Origin of the sequence: Stenotrophomonas tumulicola (assembly GCF_014117215.1) — a bacterium.
In the GTDB taxonomy this organism is placed as follows: Bacteria; Pseudomonadota; Gammaproteobacteria; order Xanthomonadales; family Xanthomonadaceae; genus Stenotrophomonas; species Stenotrophomonas tumulicola.
In genome coordinates this window covers 62,027-81,971 of the sequence record NZ_JACGXS010000010.1, presented here as the reverse complement: position 1 = coordinate 81,971, position 19,945 = coordinate 62,027, and the positions used below count along the sequence as shown (strand labels likewise).

Genomic DNA, 19,945 nt, shown 5'->3' with positions numbered 1-19,945 from the left:
CACGCGAATCATTAACAAAGCTTTAATTTTGGAAAAGACGGAAGTAGTATCGGGATCAGCCCAGCGAATTTTGGCAGCGCCTTTCGCTTCCTTCGCGGGCCATACCACGTAGCTACCAAGACAACTTGGAGAGAGAGCCCAATGAACCGCAACAGCAATAAACTGCGTGACGCTGTCGTCATCGCGCTGATCACCAGCGCTGCCGGCACCGGCGCCGCCATCGCGCAGGAAACCTCTGGTACCACCAACCTGGATCGCATCTCGGTCACCGGTTCGCGCATCCGCCAGGTTGACGTCGAAACCGCCCAGCCGGTCCTCACCATCTCGCGCCAGGACATCCAGAACCAGGGCTTCAGCTCCGTCGGCGACATCCTGCAGAACATCTCCGCAGCCGGTAGCCCGAACTTCAGCCGCGCCTCGCCGCTGACCGCCAACCAGGAAGCCGGTGGCCAGTACATCGACCTGCGCAACCTGGGCGCACAGCGCACTCTGGTGCTGGTCAATGGCAAGCGCCTGGGCATCACCCCTGACGGCTACCAGGACATCTCGGTCATCCCGACCTCGATGGTCGAGCGCATCGACGTACTGAAGGACGGCGCCTCGTCGATCTATGGCTCGGATGCGATGGCCGGCGTGATCAACATCATCACCCGTCGCAACTTCGACGGCGCTGAAGTCAACGTATACAAGGGCCAGTACAGCCAGGGCGACGGCGAGAAGGAAACCTACGACTTCGTGATGGGCTTCTCCGGTGACCGTGGCTCGCTCACCGTCGGTGCCGAATATCACAAGGAAGAGGGAGTCTGGGCCAAGGATCGCCCGTTCACCGCAGATACCTATCCGGATTGGGATCCGGCCTCCTCGCTGACGCCGGTCGGTCAGTACGGCAATTACAACCGTAACGCCAACCGTTGGCAGCGCAACGCGGACGGCACCCTGCGCCTGGATGACGACGGCAATCTGATTCGTTCGTCAGCGGCATGGTCGGTAGCCAATCGTCCCGGTGATGCCATCGGTGCTGACGACTTCCACCCGCAGCGCGCCGAGGACCAGACCCGCTCGTCCGACCAGATGCACCTGTTGACCCCGCTCGAGCGTCGTTCGCTGTTCGTCAGCGGCAACTACGACATCACCGACAACATCCGCTTCACCACCGACCTGTCGTACACCAAGCGCCAGTCGCAGCGCCAGATCGCAGGCTACCCGCTGCAATCCTCGGCATTCGGTACCCCGATGGCCGGCGCGACGTACGTGACCAACCCGGATGGCAGCCGCAGCTACGTCAGCAACGGCAGCTACTTCAACCCGAACGGCAATGCAGATCTGTATGATCCGGACGTGGCTGGCCTGGTTGATTCCGACGGCAATCCGTACTCTCAGACCAACGATATCGACTTCCGTCGTCGTGGTTGGGAAATCCCGCGCACCACCGATTCGACCCTGACCACCTGGCGCTTTACTGCAGCTCTGGAAGGCTCGTTCGAAATCGGCGATCGTTACTTCAACTGGGATGCGGGCTTCCTGTACAACGAGAACGACAGCCTGCTGGTCAACAACGGCAACTTCTACATCCCGGCCGTCGCTGCGGCCGTGGGTCCGTCGTTCATGAATGACCAGGGCAATATCGTCTGCGGCACCCCGGGCAATGAGATCGCGGGCTGTACGCCGTGGAACCCGTATGCTGGTTACGGTGCAGGCGGTGAGCAGTATTCGCTGTCCGATCCGAATGTGCAGAATTACCTGTTCCGTGAAGAGCACGCCACGGGCAAGACCAGCACCCATAACTACTTCGCCAACCTGTCCGGCACAATCGTAGCGCTACCGGCCGGTGATCTGGGCTTCGCGGTGGGTTACGAGTACCGCAAGGAGGACGGTGAGTTCAATCCTGATGCCATTGCACAATCGGGTGACTCGACCAACCTGGCTTCGGGCCCGACCTCTGGCTCGTACTCGGTCGACGAGTTCTACCTGGAACTCAGCGTGCCGATTCTGGCTGACCTGCCGTTCGCCAAGGAACTGACGCTGGACGTCGCCACCCGCTACTCCGACTTCACCAGCTTCGGTGATACCACCAACAACAAGTTTGGCCTGAAGTGGCGCCCGATCGACGACCTGCTGATCCGTGGTACTTATGCCGAGGGCTTCCGCGCTCCGACCATTGGCGATCTGTACGGCGGCACGTCGCAGACCTTCCCGACCAACTTCGTTGATCCGTGCGATAGCGTCTACGGTGACGTCGGCGGCAGCGCGCGTTGCGTCCAGGACGTCGGTGCTGGCTATCGCCAGTTGTCGCAAGGCTTCGTCCCAACCACCGGTCGTGCAGCGCAGAGCCCGGTTCCGTTCAACTCGGGCTCGAATCCGCTGCTGACTCCCGAAATGTCGGAATCCAAGACCATTGGCTTCGTGTACAGCCCGAGCTACATCAGTGGCCTGACCGTGGGTGTCGACTGGTGGAATATCCGCATCGACAACACCATTGTCACTGACAGCCCCAACCTGATCATGGAGGACTGCTACGTCCGTCTGATCGAGTCGCGCTGCGCGATGTTCACTCGTGATCCCAGCAACGGCAACATCGTCGGTGAACTGAACTACGGCAACCGCAATGCTGGCTATACCGAGACCGAAGGTTTCGACTTCGATATCGGCTATGTCCGTGACACCGATTGGGGCCGTTTCTCCGTCAAGTCGGCCACCACGTATGTCGGCAAGTACGAAGAAAAGTCCACCGACGATCCGGAAGCAGTACCGTCCCAGGTCAACGGATTCGGCGCATCCTTCCGCGTCCGTTCGAACCTTGGATTGGGTTGGAGCCTGAATGACTGGTCGGTCAACTGGAACCTGCGTTATTACTCCGGCACCAAGGAAAGCTGCCGCTTCACCACGCGTTGCACGCTGCCGAACTACAGCGCACCGGATACGCTGGGCACCATTTCCCCGCAGACCGAACTGGGCGCAGTAACCTTCCATGACGTGCAGGTTTCCTATGCCGCGCCGTGGAATGCCACCGTCTCGGTTGGTGCCAACAACGTGTTCAACAAGGTTGGCCCGATGATGACCTCGCAGCCGAGCTCGAACTTCTCGTACTACGGCGGCTACGACATCGGTCGCTTCCTGTACCTGAAGTACAACCAGAAGTTCTGATCGGTTCATTGATCGACAACGTCTGAAACAACGGCCCCGAAAGGGGCCGTTGTTTTTTATGCGACAGCATGGAAAGCGATGCGCTGCACGCACGAAAAAGCCGCGAAAATCGCGGCTCTTCTGTTCCTCAACGCGGCGATATGTGGTTCCGCTCTATCGGGTCACCCCGGGATCAATGTGTCGATCACATGCTCCACATACGCCTCGAATTCCTCACGCGCCTGCTTGGGCTGCTGCAGCTGCAACGACAGTTGCAGGAAGCCCACGTAGGCCGCATAGGCCAGCCGTGCGCGATGGCGCGCATCGGTGGAACTCAGCCCCGCCTGGCGGAACGAGGCAATCAGGTAATCCATGCGCCGCTGCGATACGCGGTCAATCACCGGACGCACCATCGGGTGGTCCAACGCCTTCAACAGCTCGCTGTAGATGATGTGCGGCTGTACTTCATGCGCCACCACCTGGAACAGCTGGCGCAGGCGCACGCGTGGGTCGGGCACCTCTTCCAGGCTACCGAAGACCTGTTCCTGCTCGAACAGCTCCCAACGTTCCAGCGCGGCCTGCAGCAAGGCGTCGCGCGATGGGAAGTGCCAATAGAAGCTGCCCTTGGTCACCCCAAGACGACGCGCCAGCGGTTCAACCGCTACCGAGCCGACACCTTGTTCAGCAATCAGATCGAGGGCCGCCTGTGCCCAGTCTTCAGCACTCAGGCGGCTGTTTCGGCCAGCGCGCGGTTCGCTGGCGGGAGTTTCGGATTCGCTCATTGCCTGATTTAACCATACGGCGCAGTTCGTTGCAGTACGCCTTGGCATATTAAGTGACGGTTACCGCCGGGAGCGAGGCGCTGCATCGCACCATACGATGCAGTATTGACATCCCCTGCCAGGGCTCCATACTAATAAGTATGGTCACACCCCCTGCTCCCACTACGTTGCCGAACCTGCGCCTGGACGCAGCGCATGGCATGGTCCTGTCCGCTTCAGCCGACACCCGCGGACGGCGCGGACCGGTGCTGTTTGCACACGGCTTCGGGCAGACCCGGCACGCATGGACCGCCACCGCCCGGACCCTTGCCTCGCACGGCTTCCAGACTCTTGCTTACGATGCGCGCGGCCACGGAGATTCGGACTGGAACGCCGACGGGTTGCCCTACCATGGCGACCAGTTCGCCGACGACCTGATCGTGCTGGCAGGCGAGCAGGCGCGCGCGCCCGTGCTGGTTGCCGCCTCCATGGGAGGACTGTTCGGACTGCTGGCTGAATCGCGCTGGCCGGGCCTGTTTTCCGCCATGGTGCTGGTCGACATCACCCCACGCTGGGATACCGCCGGCGTCGAACGCATCCTCGCCTTCATGACCGCCCATCCGCAGGGATTCACATCGCTGGCCGAAGCGGCCGATGTCATCGCCGCCTACCTGCCACACCGCCCGCGCAAGTCCGAAACATCCCTGCGCGCACTGCTTCGCGAAGACGACCATGGCCGCTGGCGCTGGCACTGGGATCCACGCCTGGTCGCCGAACTCGCACGCGACAGCGAGCAGCACCAGGACGCGCTGGCAGACGCTGCGCGCCGCGTGAAGTGCCCGCTGCTGCTGGTCAGTGGCGGGCGCAGCGACCTGGTCACGCCCAGGACCATCGCCGATTTCCTGGCCCTGGCACCGCATGCGCAGCATGTGCAGCTGCCGCAGGCCACGCACATGGTCGCCGGCGATGACAACGACGCCTTTACCGCTACTGTGTTGCACTATCTGGACGTGTTGCCCCCGGCCCCGCCCGCAGCATCGTCCGCCGAACCCGAGCACGTCACCGGAGCACGCTCATGAGCATCGTTCTTCCCTTCCTCGCCCTGCTGCTTGCAGGTGCGTTCGCGGCCTACCACCGCATGCGGCTGATCACGTGGACACTCATCACCCTCGCGCTGCTGGCGGTGTGCTGGTTCGTGCCCTACATCAACCAGACCGCCACGATCGTGGCCGCTGCCATCCTCGCCGTCATCGCCGTGCCGCTGCTGCTTCCCTTCATCCGCAAGCCGCTGCTGACGGCCCCGATGATGAAGGTATTCCGCAAGGTCCTGCCGCCCCTGTCGCAGACCGAACGCATCGCGCTGGAAACCGGCTCGGTCGGTTTCGAAGGCGAACTGTTCACCGGTGACCCGGACTGGAACATCCTGCTCAACTACCCCAAGCCGCAGTTGAGCGCCGAAGAGCAGGCGTTCATGGATGGCCCGGTGGAAGAGCTGTGCAGGATGGTCAACGACTGGGAAATCACCCACGTCCACGCCGACCTGCCGCCGGAGCTGTGGGCCTTCATCAAGAAGAACCGCTTCTTCGGCATGATCATCCCGAAGGAATACGGCGGCCTGGGCTTCAGCGCGCTGGCCCACCACAAGGTGATCCAGAAGCTGGCCTCGGTGTCATCGGTGGTGAGTTCCACCGTCGGCGTGCCCAACTCCCTGGGCCCGGGTGAGCTGCTCAACCATTACGGCACCCAGGAACAGAAGGACCAGTACCTGCCGCGCCTGGCCGACGGCACCGAAGTGCCCTGCTTCGGCCTGACCGGTCCCTTCGCCGGCTCCGATGCCACCTCCATTCCGGACTACGGCATCGTCTGCCATGGCGAGTGGAACGGCGAGCAGGTGCTCGGCGTCAGGCTGACCTTCGACAAGCGCTACATCACCCTGGCGCCAGTCGCCACGCTGATCGGCATGGCCTTCCGCATGTATGACCCGGATGGTTTGATCGGCGAGACCCGCGACATCGGCATCACCCTGGGCCTGCTGCCGCGCGATACTGCCGGCGTCGAGATCGGCCGCCGCCACTTCCCGCTGAACTCGCCGTTCCAGAACGGCCCGATCAAGGGCAAGGACGTGTTCATCCCGCTGACCCAGCTGATCGGCGGTGCCGCGATGGCCGGCAAGGGCTGGAACATGCTCAACGAATGCCTCGCGGTCGGCCGTTCGATCACCCTGCCCTCCACCGCCAGTGGTGGTGCCAAGGCCGGCGCTGCGGTCACCGGCGCCTATGCGCGCATCCGCAAGCAGTTCGGCCTGTCGGTTGGCCGCTTCGAAGGCGTCGAAGAAGCGCTGGCGCGCATCGGCGGCAAGGCTTACAAGATCAGCGCGCTGTCGCAGGCCACGGCAGCGGCGGTGGACCGCGGCGACGTGCCGTCGGTGCCCTCTGCGATCGCCAAGTACCACTGCACCAGCATGAGCCGCGAAGTGATCTCGGACATGATGGACGTGATCGGCGGCAAGGGCATCATCCTCGGCCCACGCAACTTCGCCGGCCGCAGCTGGCAGGCCGCGCCCATCGCGATCACCGTGGAAGGCGCCAACATCATGACCCGCAGCCTGCTGATCTTCGGCCAGGGCGCGATCCTGTGCCATCCGTGGGTAATGAAGGAAATGAAGGCCGCGCAGGATCCGGACCGCAAGGCCGGGCTGCAGGAGTTCGACCGCAGCCTGTTCGGGCACATCCGTTACGGCATCTCCAACGCGGTGCGTTCATTCTGGTTCGGCCTGACCGGTGCACGCTTCGGCGCTGCCCCGGGCGATGCCTATACCCGCCGCTATTTCCGCAAGCTGGACCGCTACTCGGCCAACCTTGCGCTGATGGCCGACATCTCGATGATGACCCTTGGCGGCAAGCTGAAGTTCAAGGAATCACTGTCGGGCCGCCTGGGCGACGTGCTGAGCCATGTGTACATGACCAGCGCCATGCTCAAGCGCTACCACGACGAAGGCGCACCGCAGGCAGACCAGCCACTGCTGGCATGGGCATTCCATGACAGCGTGCACAAGATCGAGGAATCGCTGTCGGCGGCACTGCGCAACTTCCCGATCCGCCCGATCGGCTGGCTGATGTGGCTGCTGATCTTCCCGCTGGGCCGCCGCGCCGAGGCGCCGGGCGACCGCCTGAGCCGCCGCGTCGCCGCGCTGCTGATGTCGCCCAACGAGGCCCGCGACCGCCTGGCTGACGGCGTGTTCCTGACCCCCTGCGAGAACAATCCCGGTGGCCGCATCAACAGCTACCTGGCAAAGGCGATCATGGCCGAACCGGTGGAGCGCAAGTTCCTGAAGGCGCTGAAGAGCAAGGGCATCGAAGCGCTGGACTACAACAAGCAGCTGGACGAAGCCGTGGCCGAAGGCGTACTGACCCAGGACGAGCGCACGCTGCTGGAAGAGCTGCGTACGATCACCCTGGAAGCCATCACCGTGGACGACTTCGACACCGAAGAACTGCGCTCGGCCGGCTATCGCGATCAGCAGCAGAAGCAACCCGGCTCGCAGCAGGCGGCCTGAATACCGCTGCCAGGGCAGGAATGGGAACGGCGGGCTTCGGCCCGCCGTTCTTCGTTGGTTCGCAGGGCCGGTAGCGCCGGGCCGTGCCCGGCGACAGCGCTCAGTACAGGCTGCCGCCCGCCCGCCAGATCGCCGCCAGCGCCAGCAACGCCGGCACTGCCTGGATGAAGAAGATGCGCTTGTTCACGCTCCAGGCTCCATAGCACCCTGCGACCACCACGCAGGCCAGGGAGAAGATCGCTATCTCCACGTGGTGCCCCAGGAGTCCGTAGAGGATTCCTGCCGCCAGAAACCCGTTGTACAGGCCCTGGTTGGCCGCCAGCACGCGGGTTGCCTCGGCCTTCTCCGGGGTATTGCGGAACGTCCGCAAGCCAAGCGGACGCGTCCACAGGAACATTTCCAGCACCAGGAAGTAGACGTGCAGCAAGGCGACCAGCAACGTCAACGATAACGCGATCCAGATCATGGGCAATCCTTCCGAAGTTGCACCGAGCTTACTACCAGCCCCATGCGGCTACCGATCACGCGGCAGTTTCTTTTCTTCGCGTAGTACGCCGAACGCGGCCACGGTCATCATCGCAGCCACGACGATGCCACCAGCAAACACCAGGTGCGACCCCATCAGCGACAGCGCCTTGTGCACCCAGGCGAAGCCCAGGTCCGCCCCGCGGTAGACCACCGTATCGATGGCTGCGCCGGCCTTGTAGCGCCACTGGCGGTCCACACGGGTGTAGATCGTCTCGCGTGCAGGCTTGAACAGCGAAAACTCGCTGGCCCGGGTCACCACCTGCACCATCGCCACCAGCATCGGCAGCGGCGAGGCAGCCAGCACCGAGAAGCCAAGGATGATGGCGAACGCCGGAACCAGCAGTGCCGGGGCGATGCCGTGGCGCGACAGCAACCAGCGCGTCAGCGCCAGCTGCACCACCAGCGTCAGCGCGTTCACCGCCAGGTCGATGTGCGAATAGAACGCCGTGCGGGCATCCTGATCAGGGTAGGCCAAGCGGACGATGGAAGCCTGTTCGTTGTACAGCAGTGTCCCCACCCCGACGCCGAACAGCACCAGCACCGCCAGCCAGCGCAGCAACGGCTCGCGCATGATCAGCTTCAGCCCGTCCAGCACGCTGCCGCCCATCGGTTGTTCACCGGAGACCAGTTGCTGCTCGCGCTCACGCGCCACCGCCCAGTGCCGCAGCCGCCAGATGCACAGCAGGCAGATGCTCAGGAAGCCCGCCGACACCAGCATCAGGTTGGCAATGCCCACGCGCTGCACCAGCGCGCCGGTAATGAGTGGCCCCAGGAAAGCGCCGACGGTGCCCGCCGCGCCGATGTATCCGTAGTAGGCACGCGCCTGCGCGTTGGAGAACACATCGGCCATGAAGCTCCAGAACACCGCGACCGCGAACAGGTTGAACACGGCAATCCAGAAGAAGAAGGCCATGCCGCGCCCCGGCACGTTGCTGTCGAACATCACATGGAAGCCGAGCAGGGTGACGATGAAGAAGCCGTACACCACCGGCATGAATACCCGCCGCGGATACCGGCTGACCAGCCAGCCGTACAACGGCTGCAGCAGCAGCATGATCAGGAAGACGCAGGTGAACAGGAACTGCAGCACGAAGTCCTGCAGGGCCACGCCGTGCCCGGCGAACCAGGCGATCAGGGCCTGCGGAAACACTTCCTGCAGGTCGGACGAGGAGGCCATCGCTTCGCGTACCGGCCGCAGGACGTAGTAGCCGCTGAGCAGGCAGAAGAAGTACAGGAACGACCACCACAATGCTGGAGACTCGTGCAGGGCAAGGGCGAGCCGACGTATCGACCCACCCGGGTTCGCCGCGCTCACGCGTCACCCGGCGCGCGCGGAAGGCGGCAGGAGGAAGGCATGGGCAGCTCCGGAGGCGGGAAAGCGCGTACGTTATCCAATGCACTGCAACATCGCCAGCGGCGCGGATCACCCGGCACCTCTTTGACGCTGGCAAAACACCATCTTTTTCAACAAGATGCGCATTCATCTTCGCTTTGTTTGTGCAACGATGAAAAGCGGCGATAGAATCGGACGCAGCAGTCGCGCTCGGGTCCAGATCGATGAACAGAAACAGCAGGCGTCGTCCATTCCGTACGGCGGCCACCGGAATGCTGGGCATGCTGATGCCCGTGGCCATGTCCACCACCGCGCAGACAACGCCGGCATTGCCGCCGATGCCCGCGAACATCGAATCGGCGGTGGTCACGCCGGCGCATACCCAACCCGCGGCCTATCGCACCAGCCTGCCCGTCAACGCGAAGGCACCCGCTGCGGGCTTCGATGTGAGCCAGATCGAGGCAATAGCCCAGCAGCTCACCTATGGCGAGCGTGTCCCGGGCATGGCCGTTGCCATCGTGCAGGGCGGCCGCGTCCTCAGCGCACGCGGCTACGGCGTCACCGACGTCAACAATCCGCTGCCGGTCGATTCGCACACCGTGTTCCGGTTGGCGTCGCTGTCCAAGGCATTTGCCGGCACCATGGCCGGCCTGCTGGTCAACGATGGCACCCTGCGCTGGGACAGCAAGGTCACCGAGTATGTGCCCGGTTTCCAGCTCACCACCCCCGAAGCCACCGAACGCCTGACGGTGGCGGACCTGCTCAGCCACCGCGTCGGCCTGCCCTACAACGCGTATGACCGTGACGTCGAAGCAAATGCTGATTACTACACGCTGACCCACAAGCTGGCCTCGACTTCGCTGAAATGCCTGCCGGGCGAATGCTATGCCTACCAGAACGTGGCCTTCAGCCTGATCGGCGACGTGGTCTATGCCGCCTCGGGCAGCTTCTACGAACAGTCGGTCGAACGTCGGCTGTTCAAGCCGCTGGGCATGGACGATGCCAGCCTGGGCCTGGCTGGCATCCAGGCCAGTTCGCGCTGGGCGCGTCCGCACGTGCGCAGCCGCAACGGCTGGGTGTCGCTGACGCCAAAGCCGACTTACTACCGTCTGGCACCCGCCGCCGGTGTCAATGCCAGTGCCAGCGACATGGCGCAATGGCTGCTGGCACATACCGGGCATCGTCCCGACGTACTCCCCGCTCCGCTGCTGGCGACGTTGCATTCGACCCTTGTCAGTACACCGGGCGAAATGCGTTCGGGCTGGCGCCGCGAGCGCCTGCACTCGGCCGGCTATGCGCTGGGCTGGCGCAATTTCGACTATGCCGGCCACGAGGTGGTGTTCCATGCTGGCGCCGTGCAGGGCTACCGCGGCCTGGTCGCGCTGGTACCCGAACGCGACCTTGGCATCGCCATCCTGTGGAATGGCGAGAGCAGCCTGCCCAGCGGCCTGCTGCCCACGGTGCTGGACGCGGCGATCGGCCTGCCCACCCAGCGCTGGCTGGACATCGACACCGATTTCGGCAGCGACAACCTGATGACCGAGAACGCACCAGCCAAGGACAAGCGCAAAGGCGCGTCCGCCAACCGTGCGGTAGCCTCCCCACGCTGATCAAAAAGGGGGACGGAGGGGATTAAGTCGCAAATGACCCGTTCGTGCGGGAAGCGACTTAATCCCCTCCGTCCCCTTTTTCGTGCATAAAAAAACCCCCTCTCCGCTGGGCAGTCGGAGAAGGGGCTTCAGGATACGGCTATCGGGATTGCTTAGATCAGCGGTGCCGGGGTGGCCGGGAGGGCCACCGGAGCGGCCTTCTTACGACGTACTGCCGGCTTGCGAGCGGCCTTCTTTGCAGCCGGCTTCTTCGCAGTGGCCTTCTTGGCGGCCTTCTTCGCGGTCTTCTTCACCGCCTTCCTGGCAGTCGCCTTCTTCGCGGTGGCCTTCTTGGCTACCTTCCTGGTCGCCTTCTTGGCTACTTTCTTGGCTACCTTCTTGGTGGCCTTCTTCGCCGTCTTCTTGGCCGCCTTCTTTACCGTCTTCTTCGCGGGCTTGCGTGCGACCTTCTTGGCTGCCTTGCGGGCAGTGGTCTTCTTCGCAGCCTTCTTGGCGGTGGTCTTCTTGGCGGCCTTCTTCGCCGTCTTCTTCACTGCCTTCTTCGCCGTCGCCTTCTTGGCGACCTTGCGGGCGGTGGTCTTCTTGGCAGCCTTCTTCACTGCCTTCTTGGCGGTCGCCTTCTTGGCTACCTTCTTCACTACCTTCTTCGCAGCAGCTTTCTTGGCTACCTTCTTCGTCGCCTTCTTGGCGGCGGGCTTCTTCTTCGCAGTTGCCATGGGATGGCTCCTCGTCAGTGATGGAGAGTTGATACGCCCAGGTAAATCGAACCCGCTGGAACTGCTGGCGGGGGCCGCCGGCGTGTTGTCCGCGCCGTGACGGATGCAACGATGCACGCTTCGATCGGCGAGGCTGGCATCGTGGCAGAACGGAGGGTGCATTTCGTCGGGGGAAGCTGTGCCGACTCCACTGTCTGTCGACGTGTAGTGGATGTCCGGGTTGTGCTTTGCGCCTGACGATTGATCTGATGCACTCGGTTTGGCAGTAAAGGTCTGCTGGGCGAAACCTAATCACGCTTTTTTTGGCTGTCAACAACCCCCGTCAAAAATTTTCACGCCAAGGCTGCCATTGAGCGACCTCGGGGATGGGGTACAGCACATGCCGCGGCGTCCATTGCATGCACATTGCAGGGACCGAAATCATCGCGACGCCATGTCACCCATGCAGGAAAGTGCTTTAAACAAGCCACTTTTACATCGCGACCAAAACGCGCGCGCGCACTGCCTCCGCGAAGGCGCCAAGCCCACGCCGCGCGCGACGCCTGTTGGAACGCTTCGAAAACACGGTGTTTTTTTTTCACACGGGGAAGGCCGTTCCGCAGGGTGCAAACGCGGTTTTGCGCAAAACTTTTCGCGACACCTCAGGCGATGTCCAGGCCGATGGTGCGCGTAACGACCCGGCCGGTGCGTGGGCTCATGAGCAAATCGCGTTGTCGACTACCGCAATGGTCATGAGCGTATCCTTGGTACATGGCGCACAAAAAAGGACCGCCCTGGGGCGGTCCTCGGGAACGACATGACGCTGGCAATCAGTGGTCGTCGTCTTCCAGCAGTTCGGCGTACGCATCCGGGTCCAGCAGCTCGTCCAGCTCATCGGCGCTGGCCGACTCGACGACATAGAGCCAGCCGTCGCCATAGGCGTCTTCGTTGATGGTTTCCGGCTTGTCGGTCAGCGCTTCGTTCACGGCAATGACCTTGCCACTGACCGGACTGTAGACATCCGATGCCGCCTTGACCGATTCGACGACCGCGATGGCTTCGCCCGCCTTCGCATCAGCGCCGACTTCGGGCAGCTCGACATACACCAGGTCGCCCAGCAGGCCCTGGGCGTGGTCGGAAATACCAACAGTGACGCGGCCGTCGCCTTCGACGCGCGCCCACTCGTGGGACTTGAGGAACTTGAGGTCGCCGGGGATCTCGCTCATGACACTGCTCCAGGAATACAGGTGTGGAAAAAACGCGGGTAGTGTAACCAACCGGCCGGGCCTGCTGGCAGGCCCAGGCCGATATTCGTCGATCAGGCGTCGACGAGGACGCCTGGCTGGGCCTGGCCTTCGCGCACGAAGGGGAACTTGACCACGCGCACCGGCACCTGTCGGCCGCGGATGTCCACGTGCACCTGTCCGATCTCGCCAGCCGGTACGCGGGCGAAGGCGATACCCTTGGCCAGCGTCGGAGAGAACGTACCGGACAGGATTTCGCCCTGGCCGCTGGCCGTGGTAACCGCCTGTCCGTGGCGCAGCACGCCCTTCTCATCCATGACCAGGCCGATCATCTGCCGCGCGTCACCGGCGGCCTTCTGCGCCTCCAGCACGTCGCGGCCGATGAAACCGCGGCCTTCATCCAACGACACGGTCCAGGCCAGCGCGGCTTCGTAGGGGGTGATGTCCTCGTCCATGTCCTGGCCATACAGGTTCATGCCGGCCTCCAGACGCAGCGTATCGCGCGCGCCCAGGCCAGCCGGCTTCACGCCCGCCTGCAGAAGCTGGTTCCAGAAAGCGACGACGGCATCCTGCGGCAGCAGGATCTCAAAGCCATCCTCGCCGGTGTAGCCGGTGCGCGCGACGAACAGCTCGACGCCGTCACCGGATCGAACCTGCGCTGCCGCGAAGCGGGCCAGCTTGCCCAGCACGTCGCGGCCCGCCGGGTCGACCAGGCCGATCACCGCGTCGCGCGCCTGCGGCCCCTGCACGGCGAGGATTGCCAGGTCCGGCCGCTGTTCGACGTCGACGTCGAATGGCTTTGCCTGGGTTCGCAGCCAGGCCAGGTCCTTCTCGCGGGTGGAAGCATTGACCACCATGCGGAAGAAGTCCTCGCCGAGGTAGTAGACGATCAGGTCGTCGATGACGCCACCGCGCTCGTTGAGCATGCAGGAGTACAGCGCCTTGCCCGGGACTTTCAGCTTGTCCACCGAATTGGCCAGCAGGTGGCGCAGGAACGGCTTGACCTGTTCGCCGCGCAGATCGACCACGGTCATGTGGCTGACGTCGAACACGCCGGCTTCGCGGCGCACCAGGTGGTGCTCATCCAGCTGTGACCCGTAATGGATGGGCATGTCCCAGCCTCCGAAGTCGACCATCTTGGCGCCGAGTGCGCGGTGGGAATCGTTGAGCAGCGTCTTCTGGGTCATGACCGGGTCCGGCAACAGGGAAACGAAGCGGCCATTATCCCAGATTGATCGGCAGCACTGCGCTGCACCGCCGCAGGCAGAAGCAAAAGCGACGGCAACAGCAAAAGCTGCAGGGCTGCTGTTGGGTGGGGCGGGATGGGCCGGCGGGGGACGCAGAAGCTGCATAACGCCCCCGGCAACCCACCCCGCCCCACCTTCGACAGGTCCATGGGAGCCATGGAACCTTCGGTAGCGCCGACCCTGGGTCGGCGGAAGGTGTCAGGAGATATCAAAGGAATCCGCCGAGCATGGCTCGGCGCTACCGCCATTCTCTTTTTCATCATGCGGCGGGCGATAAGGAGCCGGGCCATAGCCAGATGCATCTTCACCGCCCCCACCGCGAGGGGTCTCACCCGTTCGCTTCCACCTGCAGCACGCCACCGGCCACCGCCACCACCCGCACCCGGGTGCCGGCAGCCAGGTCCGGGCCGGTCACCTGCCACGACGCATCATCAATGCTGACCCGACCCTGCCCTGCCACGATGCCCTGCTGCAGCACCGCCACCCGACCCACCAGTTGTTCTGCCCGGCGGTTCAGCAGCGGCGCGTCGCTTGCCCGCGCGCGGGTGCGGCCCCAGCGTCGGTAACACTGGATCGCCACCACGCTCAACAGGACGAACGCCACCACCTGCCACAGCAAGGGAATGCCCGGCAACAACACGACGATCAGGAACACCGCTGCCGCCCCGATGCCGATCCACAGCATGAAGGCGCCGGGCGCAAGTGCTTCGGCAGCGAACAGCAGCAGCGCCAACGCGCCCCAACCGACCACTTCCCAGCGCATGTCAGCCTCCAATGCGCGGCGGCACCGCGCGCCCGGACTTCTCTTCCTGCTTGGCGAAGGCATGCTTGGCCAGTTCGGCCACGCCCGCGATCGAACCGATCACCCCGCTGGCCTCCATCGGCATCAGCACCAGTTTCTGGTTGGGCGAGGTGGCCAGTTCCTTGAAAGCCTCCACATACTTCTGTGCGATGAAGTAGTTGATCGCCTGTACGTCGCCCTCGGCGATCGCCACCGATACCATCTGCGTCGCCTTGGCTTCGGCTTCGGCCAGTCGTTCACGCGCCTCCGCGTCGCGGAATGCGGCTTCCTTGCGGCCTTCGGCCTCCAGCACGGTGGCCTGCTTTTCGCCATCGGCACGCAGGATTTCCGATTGCCGCGCGCCTTCGGCCTCCAGGATCTGTGCACGCTTCTCACGTTCGGCCTTCATCTGCCGCGCCATCGCGTCGAGCAGGTCGCGTGGCGGCTGGATGTCGCGGATTTCGATCCGGTTGACCTTCAACCCCCAAGGGTTGGTGGCCTGGTCGACCACGCTGAGCAATTGGGCGTTGATGACCTCGCGCTGGCTGAGCGATTCGTCCAGGTCCATCGAGCCGATGACGGTACGGATGTTGGTCTGCACCAGGGCGATCATCGCCACCTCCAGGTTGGCCACCTCATAAGCGGCCTTGGCCGCATCGAGTACCTGGAAGAACACCACGCCGTCCACCCGCACGGCCGCATTGTCCTTGGTGATGACTTCCTGGCTGGGCACGTCCAGCACCTGCTCCATCATGTTCACCTTGCGGCCTACCCCGTACACGATGGGGATCAGGAAATGCAGGCCGGGCGACATGGTGTGGGTATAGCGGCCAAAGCGCTCCACCGTCCATTCATAACCCTGCGGCACCATGCGCACCGCCTTGAACAGGATGACCACGGCCACGAAGGCCAGCACCACGGTAAAGAACATCGTCGGGAACATCGCGCTTCCTCTTCCATGAAAACCGATCTGCAGCATACCGCGCCGGGCGCTTCGTACACCGGGACGTGGCAGCGGCAGGGGCAACGGGAAGCAATCCGGCGGCCCGGGCCATGGCCGGCGGGCGGTTGCGGGCCGGTGGGCAAGACCGTGGGCAAGAAGCCGCCGAGCATGGCTCGGCGCTACTGCTCCGGTGGCAGCCGCTCAGATGCGGGTGGTGGCCATGAAGCGTTCACGGTCCTGCGCGGTACGCCGGCGGATCTCCGCCAGCGCTTCATTTTCGGTCGCCTCCAGCATCGCCTCGAACAGGCGCTGGAAGTGATGGCGCATCGCATTGCGCGCTGCAACAGGATCACGCGCGGCCAATGCCTCGAAGATCGCCATGTGCTCGTCCGCCCGGCTCGCGCCATCATCGTGGCAGACCCGCGCATAGACCTCGCTCACCCGCGGCAGGTCGCTGCGCATGCGCCAGATCTGCTGCACGAAATACTCAACCACCGGATTGCCCGACAGCCGCGCGATGGTCAGGTGGAAGCGGCGATCGAAGTCGCCGGCCTCTGCGTCGGTCAGGTCGCGCCGGCACAACGCGTCGGCCAGCACGCGTAGCTCGGCGATATCCTCGTCGCCCAGGTTGCCCGCCGCCAATGCCGCCGCCTCGGCCTCGAACACTGCGCGCGCAGCGGTCAGGTCGAAGGCACTTACGTCAGGGAAACCACCCTGCCCGTCCAGGGGGCGCGGCTTCACGTACACTCCCGATCCGATCCGGATCGCGATCCATCCCTGCGCTTCCAGGGCGATTTCCGCCTCGCGCACGGTTACCCGGCTGACACCGAATCGTTCGGCCAGTTCACGTTCGCCGGGAAGCCGCGAGCCCGGCGGGAATTCGCCGTCCTCGATCAGCTTGCGAAGCTTCGTGGCAATGGTCTGGTACAGGCGGTTGGCGGACATGAGGCTGACCCTTGGTGGTTCCCTCCGGCACCGTCCCGGGCCACCGCGCGCGGGGCTGGTCCGGTTGGAGCAACGGCGCGGCCCTGGAGGCCGCGCCGTCTCGTTCAGAACTTGTATCGTACACCGAAATACGCACGTCGCCCGTAGCTCACCACCTCGCGGAAGTTGCCATACAGCGGTTGGTACGCCACACGCGGCTCGTTGGTGAGGTTCATCAGCTCCAGCGACAGCGACAGGTGCTTGTTGACGCGGTAACGGGCCCGCAGGTCCACGCTGGTGTTGTCATCGTAGTACCGGTTCTGCTGGGCGGCATTGCCGGTGAAGTCCTGGTAATAATGCGAGCGGAACTTGCCGATCGCCTGGATGTTGAAGCGGCCGATGTCCCAATACAGCGAGCCGGACAGTACATGCCGCGAGAAGCCACTCAGCCCAGCGGTCGGCACGATCGCCGGCAGCACGGTGCCGTCACTGTCCAGCTGCTCGCCCAGGCGTGGATCCTGGGTCTGGTAATCGGTATCGGCATAGTTGTAGCTCAGTTTGAAACCCATGCCGTCGAAGGGCTTGGGCAGGTATGAGAAGCGATGGGTCGCGCTCAGTTCCAGGCCGGTCAGCGTGCTGTCCTCATCGGTAGTAACCTGCTGGCGTACCGGCACGTTCACCGTCTGCCCGTTGATGGTGTAGGTTTCGTCCACCAGCGCGGTGGCCGTGCCGCCATTGAACTGTTTCCAGTACACGGCGCCGGCCAGCAAGGTATCGGCGTTCGGGTACCACTCCAGCGACAGGTCACCATTCCAGGACATCAGCGGCTGCGCAGCCGGATTGCCGCTGGCGCTGATGTCATCCAGCGCGTCGGCCAGGTCGGTATAGGTGGAATCACTGTTTACCCGGATGGTGCGTCCGGCACCCAGCGCAGCGATATCCGGACGCGACATGCCACGGTAGGCACCCACGCGCAGCAGCAGGTCCGGACGCAACTCGAAGCTGGCGTTGAAGCTGGGCAGCAGCTTGTCATTGCCGGCCTTGAATACCTGGGTGGTGAAATCACCGGTCGGCTGCAGGCGGATGCTGCCGTCGCCGTTGTCGACGATGGCCAGGTCGGTGCGCACGCCTTCCGAACGCACGTCGGTCTTCACCCAGCGCACGCCGACATTGCCGGTGACCGGCAGGCCAAACCATTCGCTGCTGAACTCACCCAGCAGGTACAGCGCGCGGGTCTTCTCGGTGATGTCCACGTTGTTGGGATCCTGGAAATCCGGATCCAGGCCGCTATCGGAGGTGCCGCGGAAGGACTGGTACAGGCACGTCGGGTCGAAGTACGCCCATTCGGAAATCGTGTTGCCACTGGTGGCATCCATGAAGTCCTTCTGAGGGAACGGCGACCGGCACGCCTGGTTGGCCGCGATGATGCTGGCCTTGTCCCCTGCCACGCGCTGGTCGTAATCAGTGACCAGGGTATTGTCGCGCAGGCGGTAGTCGGCCTGGCTGGCACGCAATCCCCCCTTGATGCGGGTGAAGAATCCGCTTTCCGGCAGGAAGCTGGCATCGAAACGACCGGCGCGGATCTCATGGTCGTTCTCGGTGGCGCTGGAGCTCACCCGTGCGGCACCGGTATAGGCATCCCAGTTGTTGACGTCGAATGCAGGGTCCAGCGCCACGCTGGGCACCTCACCGTCCCACGCCCAGTCGTAATCGACATAGCCGGTGGTGCCGCTGCTGATGCCCGGCACCACCGCGTCGGCCGTATCGCGCTGGTTGGCACGCAGGCGGGTCATGCGTTCGTTGTCCACGCGCCGGGTATGCGAGTACGACAGGTCGGTGGATAGCTCCCACGCCGGGCTCGGGCGCACGATCAGGTTCAGGCCGCCTCCGGTGTATTCCTCGTTGCGCCAGTATCGGTTGGACGTGGAATCGATGGAGGTGCTGCCGGAAAGCTGGCGGACGATGCCATTTTCATCCACGACGCGGTCAGTGATGCCACGGCGCGCGTTGGACAGGCTCAGGTCGCTACGGTTCTCGTTCCAGTTGCGGTCGGTATGCTCGAAATCGACATTCACCTCGACCACGTCGTTCGGCCGCCACTGCACTGCAGCGAACTCGCTCTGGCGGTCATTGCGTTCCTGCTTCAGGCGATAGATGCGACTGCTGGGCACCAGGTAATACGGCGCACCGGCGGCAATGGCTTCTGCACCGGGCTCGGCACAATTTGCGTTGGCAACGTTCACCGTGCCATCGCAGGCATACCAGGTAGACCCGCTGGTGATGCTTTCTTCCGGATCTGAACCATCCAGGCGCTGGAAGCCCAGCGAGATACCGAGCTGGCCGCCATTGCTGAACTCGAACTGGTCGATGTAGCTGGCCGTACCGCGGTACCCGATGCCATCGTCATCGCTGAACTTCTTGTCGTACTCGGCCCAGCTGCCACGCAGGTCGATCTGCGCCGCACGCTTGCCATACTCCAGCGGCTTGACCGTCTCCAGGCCGATCGTACCGGCCACGCCACCCTCGATGATGTCGGCACGCTGGGTCTTGTAGATGGCCACGGTGTTGACCAGCTCGGCCGGGAACATGTTGAAGTTCACCGAGCGATCGCCGCTGCCGTTGGTGATCTCACGGCCATTGAAATTGGTGCTGCTGAGGAACGCACCGAGGCCGCGGATCGAGATTTCCGACGCGCCACTCTTGTCCCGCGTCGACGCGGCGCCGGTCAGCGTTTCGATGGCGTCGGCCAGCGAAGGGGCTGGCAGGTCGCCGATATCCTCAGCCGACAGCACGTCGGAAATGACGGTGTCATCGCGCTTTTTGTTGATCGAACTCTGCATCGACTCGCGGATGCCGGTGACCTGCACCTGGTCGAGCGTGGTGGCAGGGTCCGGTTCGGCCTGCTGGGCCAGCGCGGGGCCAGCCAGCGCACAGAGCGCGGTCAACAGCGCCATGGCCAAGGGGGTTCGATGGATCGGTGCTGCAGGTAAGACACTGGCAATACGCGGCATGGTTTCCTCCTCCCAAAGGATGACCCGCATCACGGGCCTGGGCAAAGCTTCGACACGCAGGCATACAAATGTCAACCAATTGGACTGATTATTTCGCCTTACCTTTGATCTAGGCCAGTTTGCAAGCAAATCATGTGCTTCTGCAGCATGACTTTGCGCCACCCATGCCCTACAAATACCCATCAACTG

The 19,945-nt window shown here is 63.7% G+C and carries 14 protein-coding genes; 4 read left to right on the top strand and 10 right to left on the bottom strand.

What is annotated here, in order from left to right; genetic code table 11:
- Positions 1–141 precede the first annotated feature (141 nt).
- Entirely contained in the window at positions 142–3,144 is a 3,003-nt protein-coding gene (locus H4O11_RS15935; RefSeq protein WP_182340596.1) for a TonB-dependent receptor plug domain-containing protein, read from the top strand.
- A gap of 161 nt (positions 3,145–3,305) precedes the next feature.
- Here H4O11_RS15935 and H4O11_RS15930 read toward each other — a convergent pair whose 3' ends face one another.
- Positions 3,306–3,905: a TetR/AcrR family transcriptional regulator gene (locus tag H4O11_RS15930; protein ID WP_182340594.1), complete on the bottom strand. Its 600-nt coding sequence runs from the start codon at positions 3,903–3,905 to the stop codon at positions 3,306–3,308.
- Positions 3,906–4,045: 140 nt separating this feature from the next.
- On the opposite strand from H4O11_RS15930, the gene H4O11_RS15925 reads away from it, so the two are divergent.
- Positions 4,046–4,963: an alpha/beta fold hydrolase gene (locus H4O11_RS15925; RefSeq protein WP_182340592.1), complete on the top strand. Its 918-nt coding sequence runs from the start codon at positions 4,046–4,048 to the stop codon at positions 4,961–4,963.
- Positions 4,960–7,440, top strand: coding sequence for an acyl-CoA dehydrogenase (locus H4O11_RS15920; RefSeq protein WP_182340590.1), 2,481 nt, complete (start codon positions 4,960–4,962; stop codon positions 7,438–7,440). Before H4O11_RS15925 ends, H4O11_RS15920 begins: the two co-directional genes overlap by 4 nt.
- A gap of 100 nt (positions 7,441–7,540) precedes the next feature.
- Here the strand turns inward: H4O11_RS15920 and H4O11_RS15915 are convergent, their stop codons facing one another.
- Both H4O11_RS15915 and H4O11_RS15910 read right to left on the bottom strand, forming a co-directional pair.
- Entirely contained in the window at positions 7,541–7,906 is a 366-nt protein-coding gene (locus tag H4O11_RS15915; protein ID WP_182340588.1) for a DUF1304 domain-containing protein, read from the bottom strand.
- A 48-nt stretch (positions 7,907–7,954) separates the two neighbouring features.
- Positions 7,955–9,283: an MFS transporter gene (locus H4O11_RS15910; protein WP_182340586.1), complete on the bottom strand. Its 1,329-nt coding sequence runs from the start codon at positions 9,281–9,283 to the stop codon at positions 7,955–7,957.
- Between the two features lie 242 nt (positions 9,284–9,525).
- On the opposite strand from H4O11_RS15910, the gene H4O11_RS15905 reads away from it, so the two are divergent.
- Complete coding sequence (locus H4O11_RS15905) at positions 9,526–10,911, top strand: serine hydrolase domain-containing protein (protein WP_182340584.1); 1,386 nt, start codon at positions 9,526–9,528, stop codon at positions 10,909–10,911.
- A gap of 152 nt (positions 10,912–11,063) precedes the next feature.
- Here the strand turns inward: H4O11_RS15905 and H4O11_RS15900 are convergent, their stop codons facing one another.
- From H4O11_RS15900 to H4O11_RS15870, 7 genes are all read right to left on the bottom strand, one after another.
- The gene (locus H4O11_RS15900) at positions 11,064–11,627 is read right to left on the bottom strand and encodes a hypothetical protein (RefSeq protein ID WP_246333547.1); all 564 of its coding nucleotides are present in this window, start codon (positions 11,625–11,627) and stop codon (positions 11,064–11,066) included.
- 809 nt (positions 11,628–12,436) lie between these two features.
- Positions 12,437–12,832 carry a glycine cleavage system protein GcvH gene (gcvH, locus tag H4O11_RS15895; RefSeq protein WP_182340580.1) on the bottom strand — a complete coding sequence of 132 codons (396 nt, stop codon included), beginning with the start codon at positions 12,830–12,832 and terminating at the stop codon, positions 12,437–12,439.
- Positions 12,833–12,924: 92 nt separating this feature from the next.
- Complete coding sequence (gcvT, locus tag H4O11_RS15890; protein WP_182340577.1) at positions 12,925–14,037, bottom strand: glycine cleavage system aminomethyltransferase GcvT; 1,113 nt, start codon at positions 14,035–14,037, stop codon at positions 12,925–12,927.
- Positions 14,038–14,425: 388 nt separating this feature from the next.
- Positions 14,426–14,860, bottom strand: a complete 435-nt coding sequence (locus H4O11_RS15885) for an NfeD family protein (protein ID WP_182340575.1) — start codon at positions 14,858–14,860, stop codon at positions 14,426–14,428.
- A 1-nt stretch (position 14,861) separates the two neighbouring features.
- Positions 14,862–15,821: an SPFH domain-containing protein gene (locus H4O11_RS15880; RefSeq protein WP_182340574.1), complete on the bottom strand. Its 960-nt coding sequence runs from the start codon at positions 15,819–15,821 to the stop codon at positions 14,862–14,864.
- 201 nt (positions 15,822–16,022) lie between these two features.
- Positions 16,023–16,766, bottom strand: coding sequence for a FadR/GntR family transcriptional regulator (locus H4O11_RS15875; protein WP_182340572.1), 744 nt, complete (start codon positions 16,764–16,766; stop codon positions 16,023–16,025).
- Positions 16,767–16,870: 104 nt separating this feature from the next.
- Positions 16,871–19,756 (bottom strand): TonB-dependent receptor, encoded by a 2,886-nt coding sequence (locus tag H4O11_RS15870; protein WP_182340570.1) that lies wholly within the window; start codon positions 19,754–19,756, stop codon positions 16,871–16,873.
- Positions 19,757–19,945 lie beyond the last annotated feature (189 nt).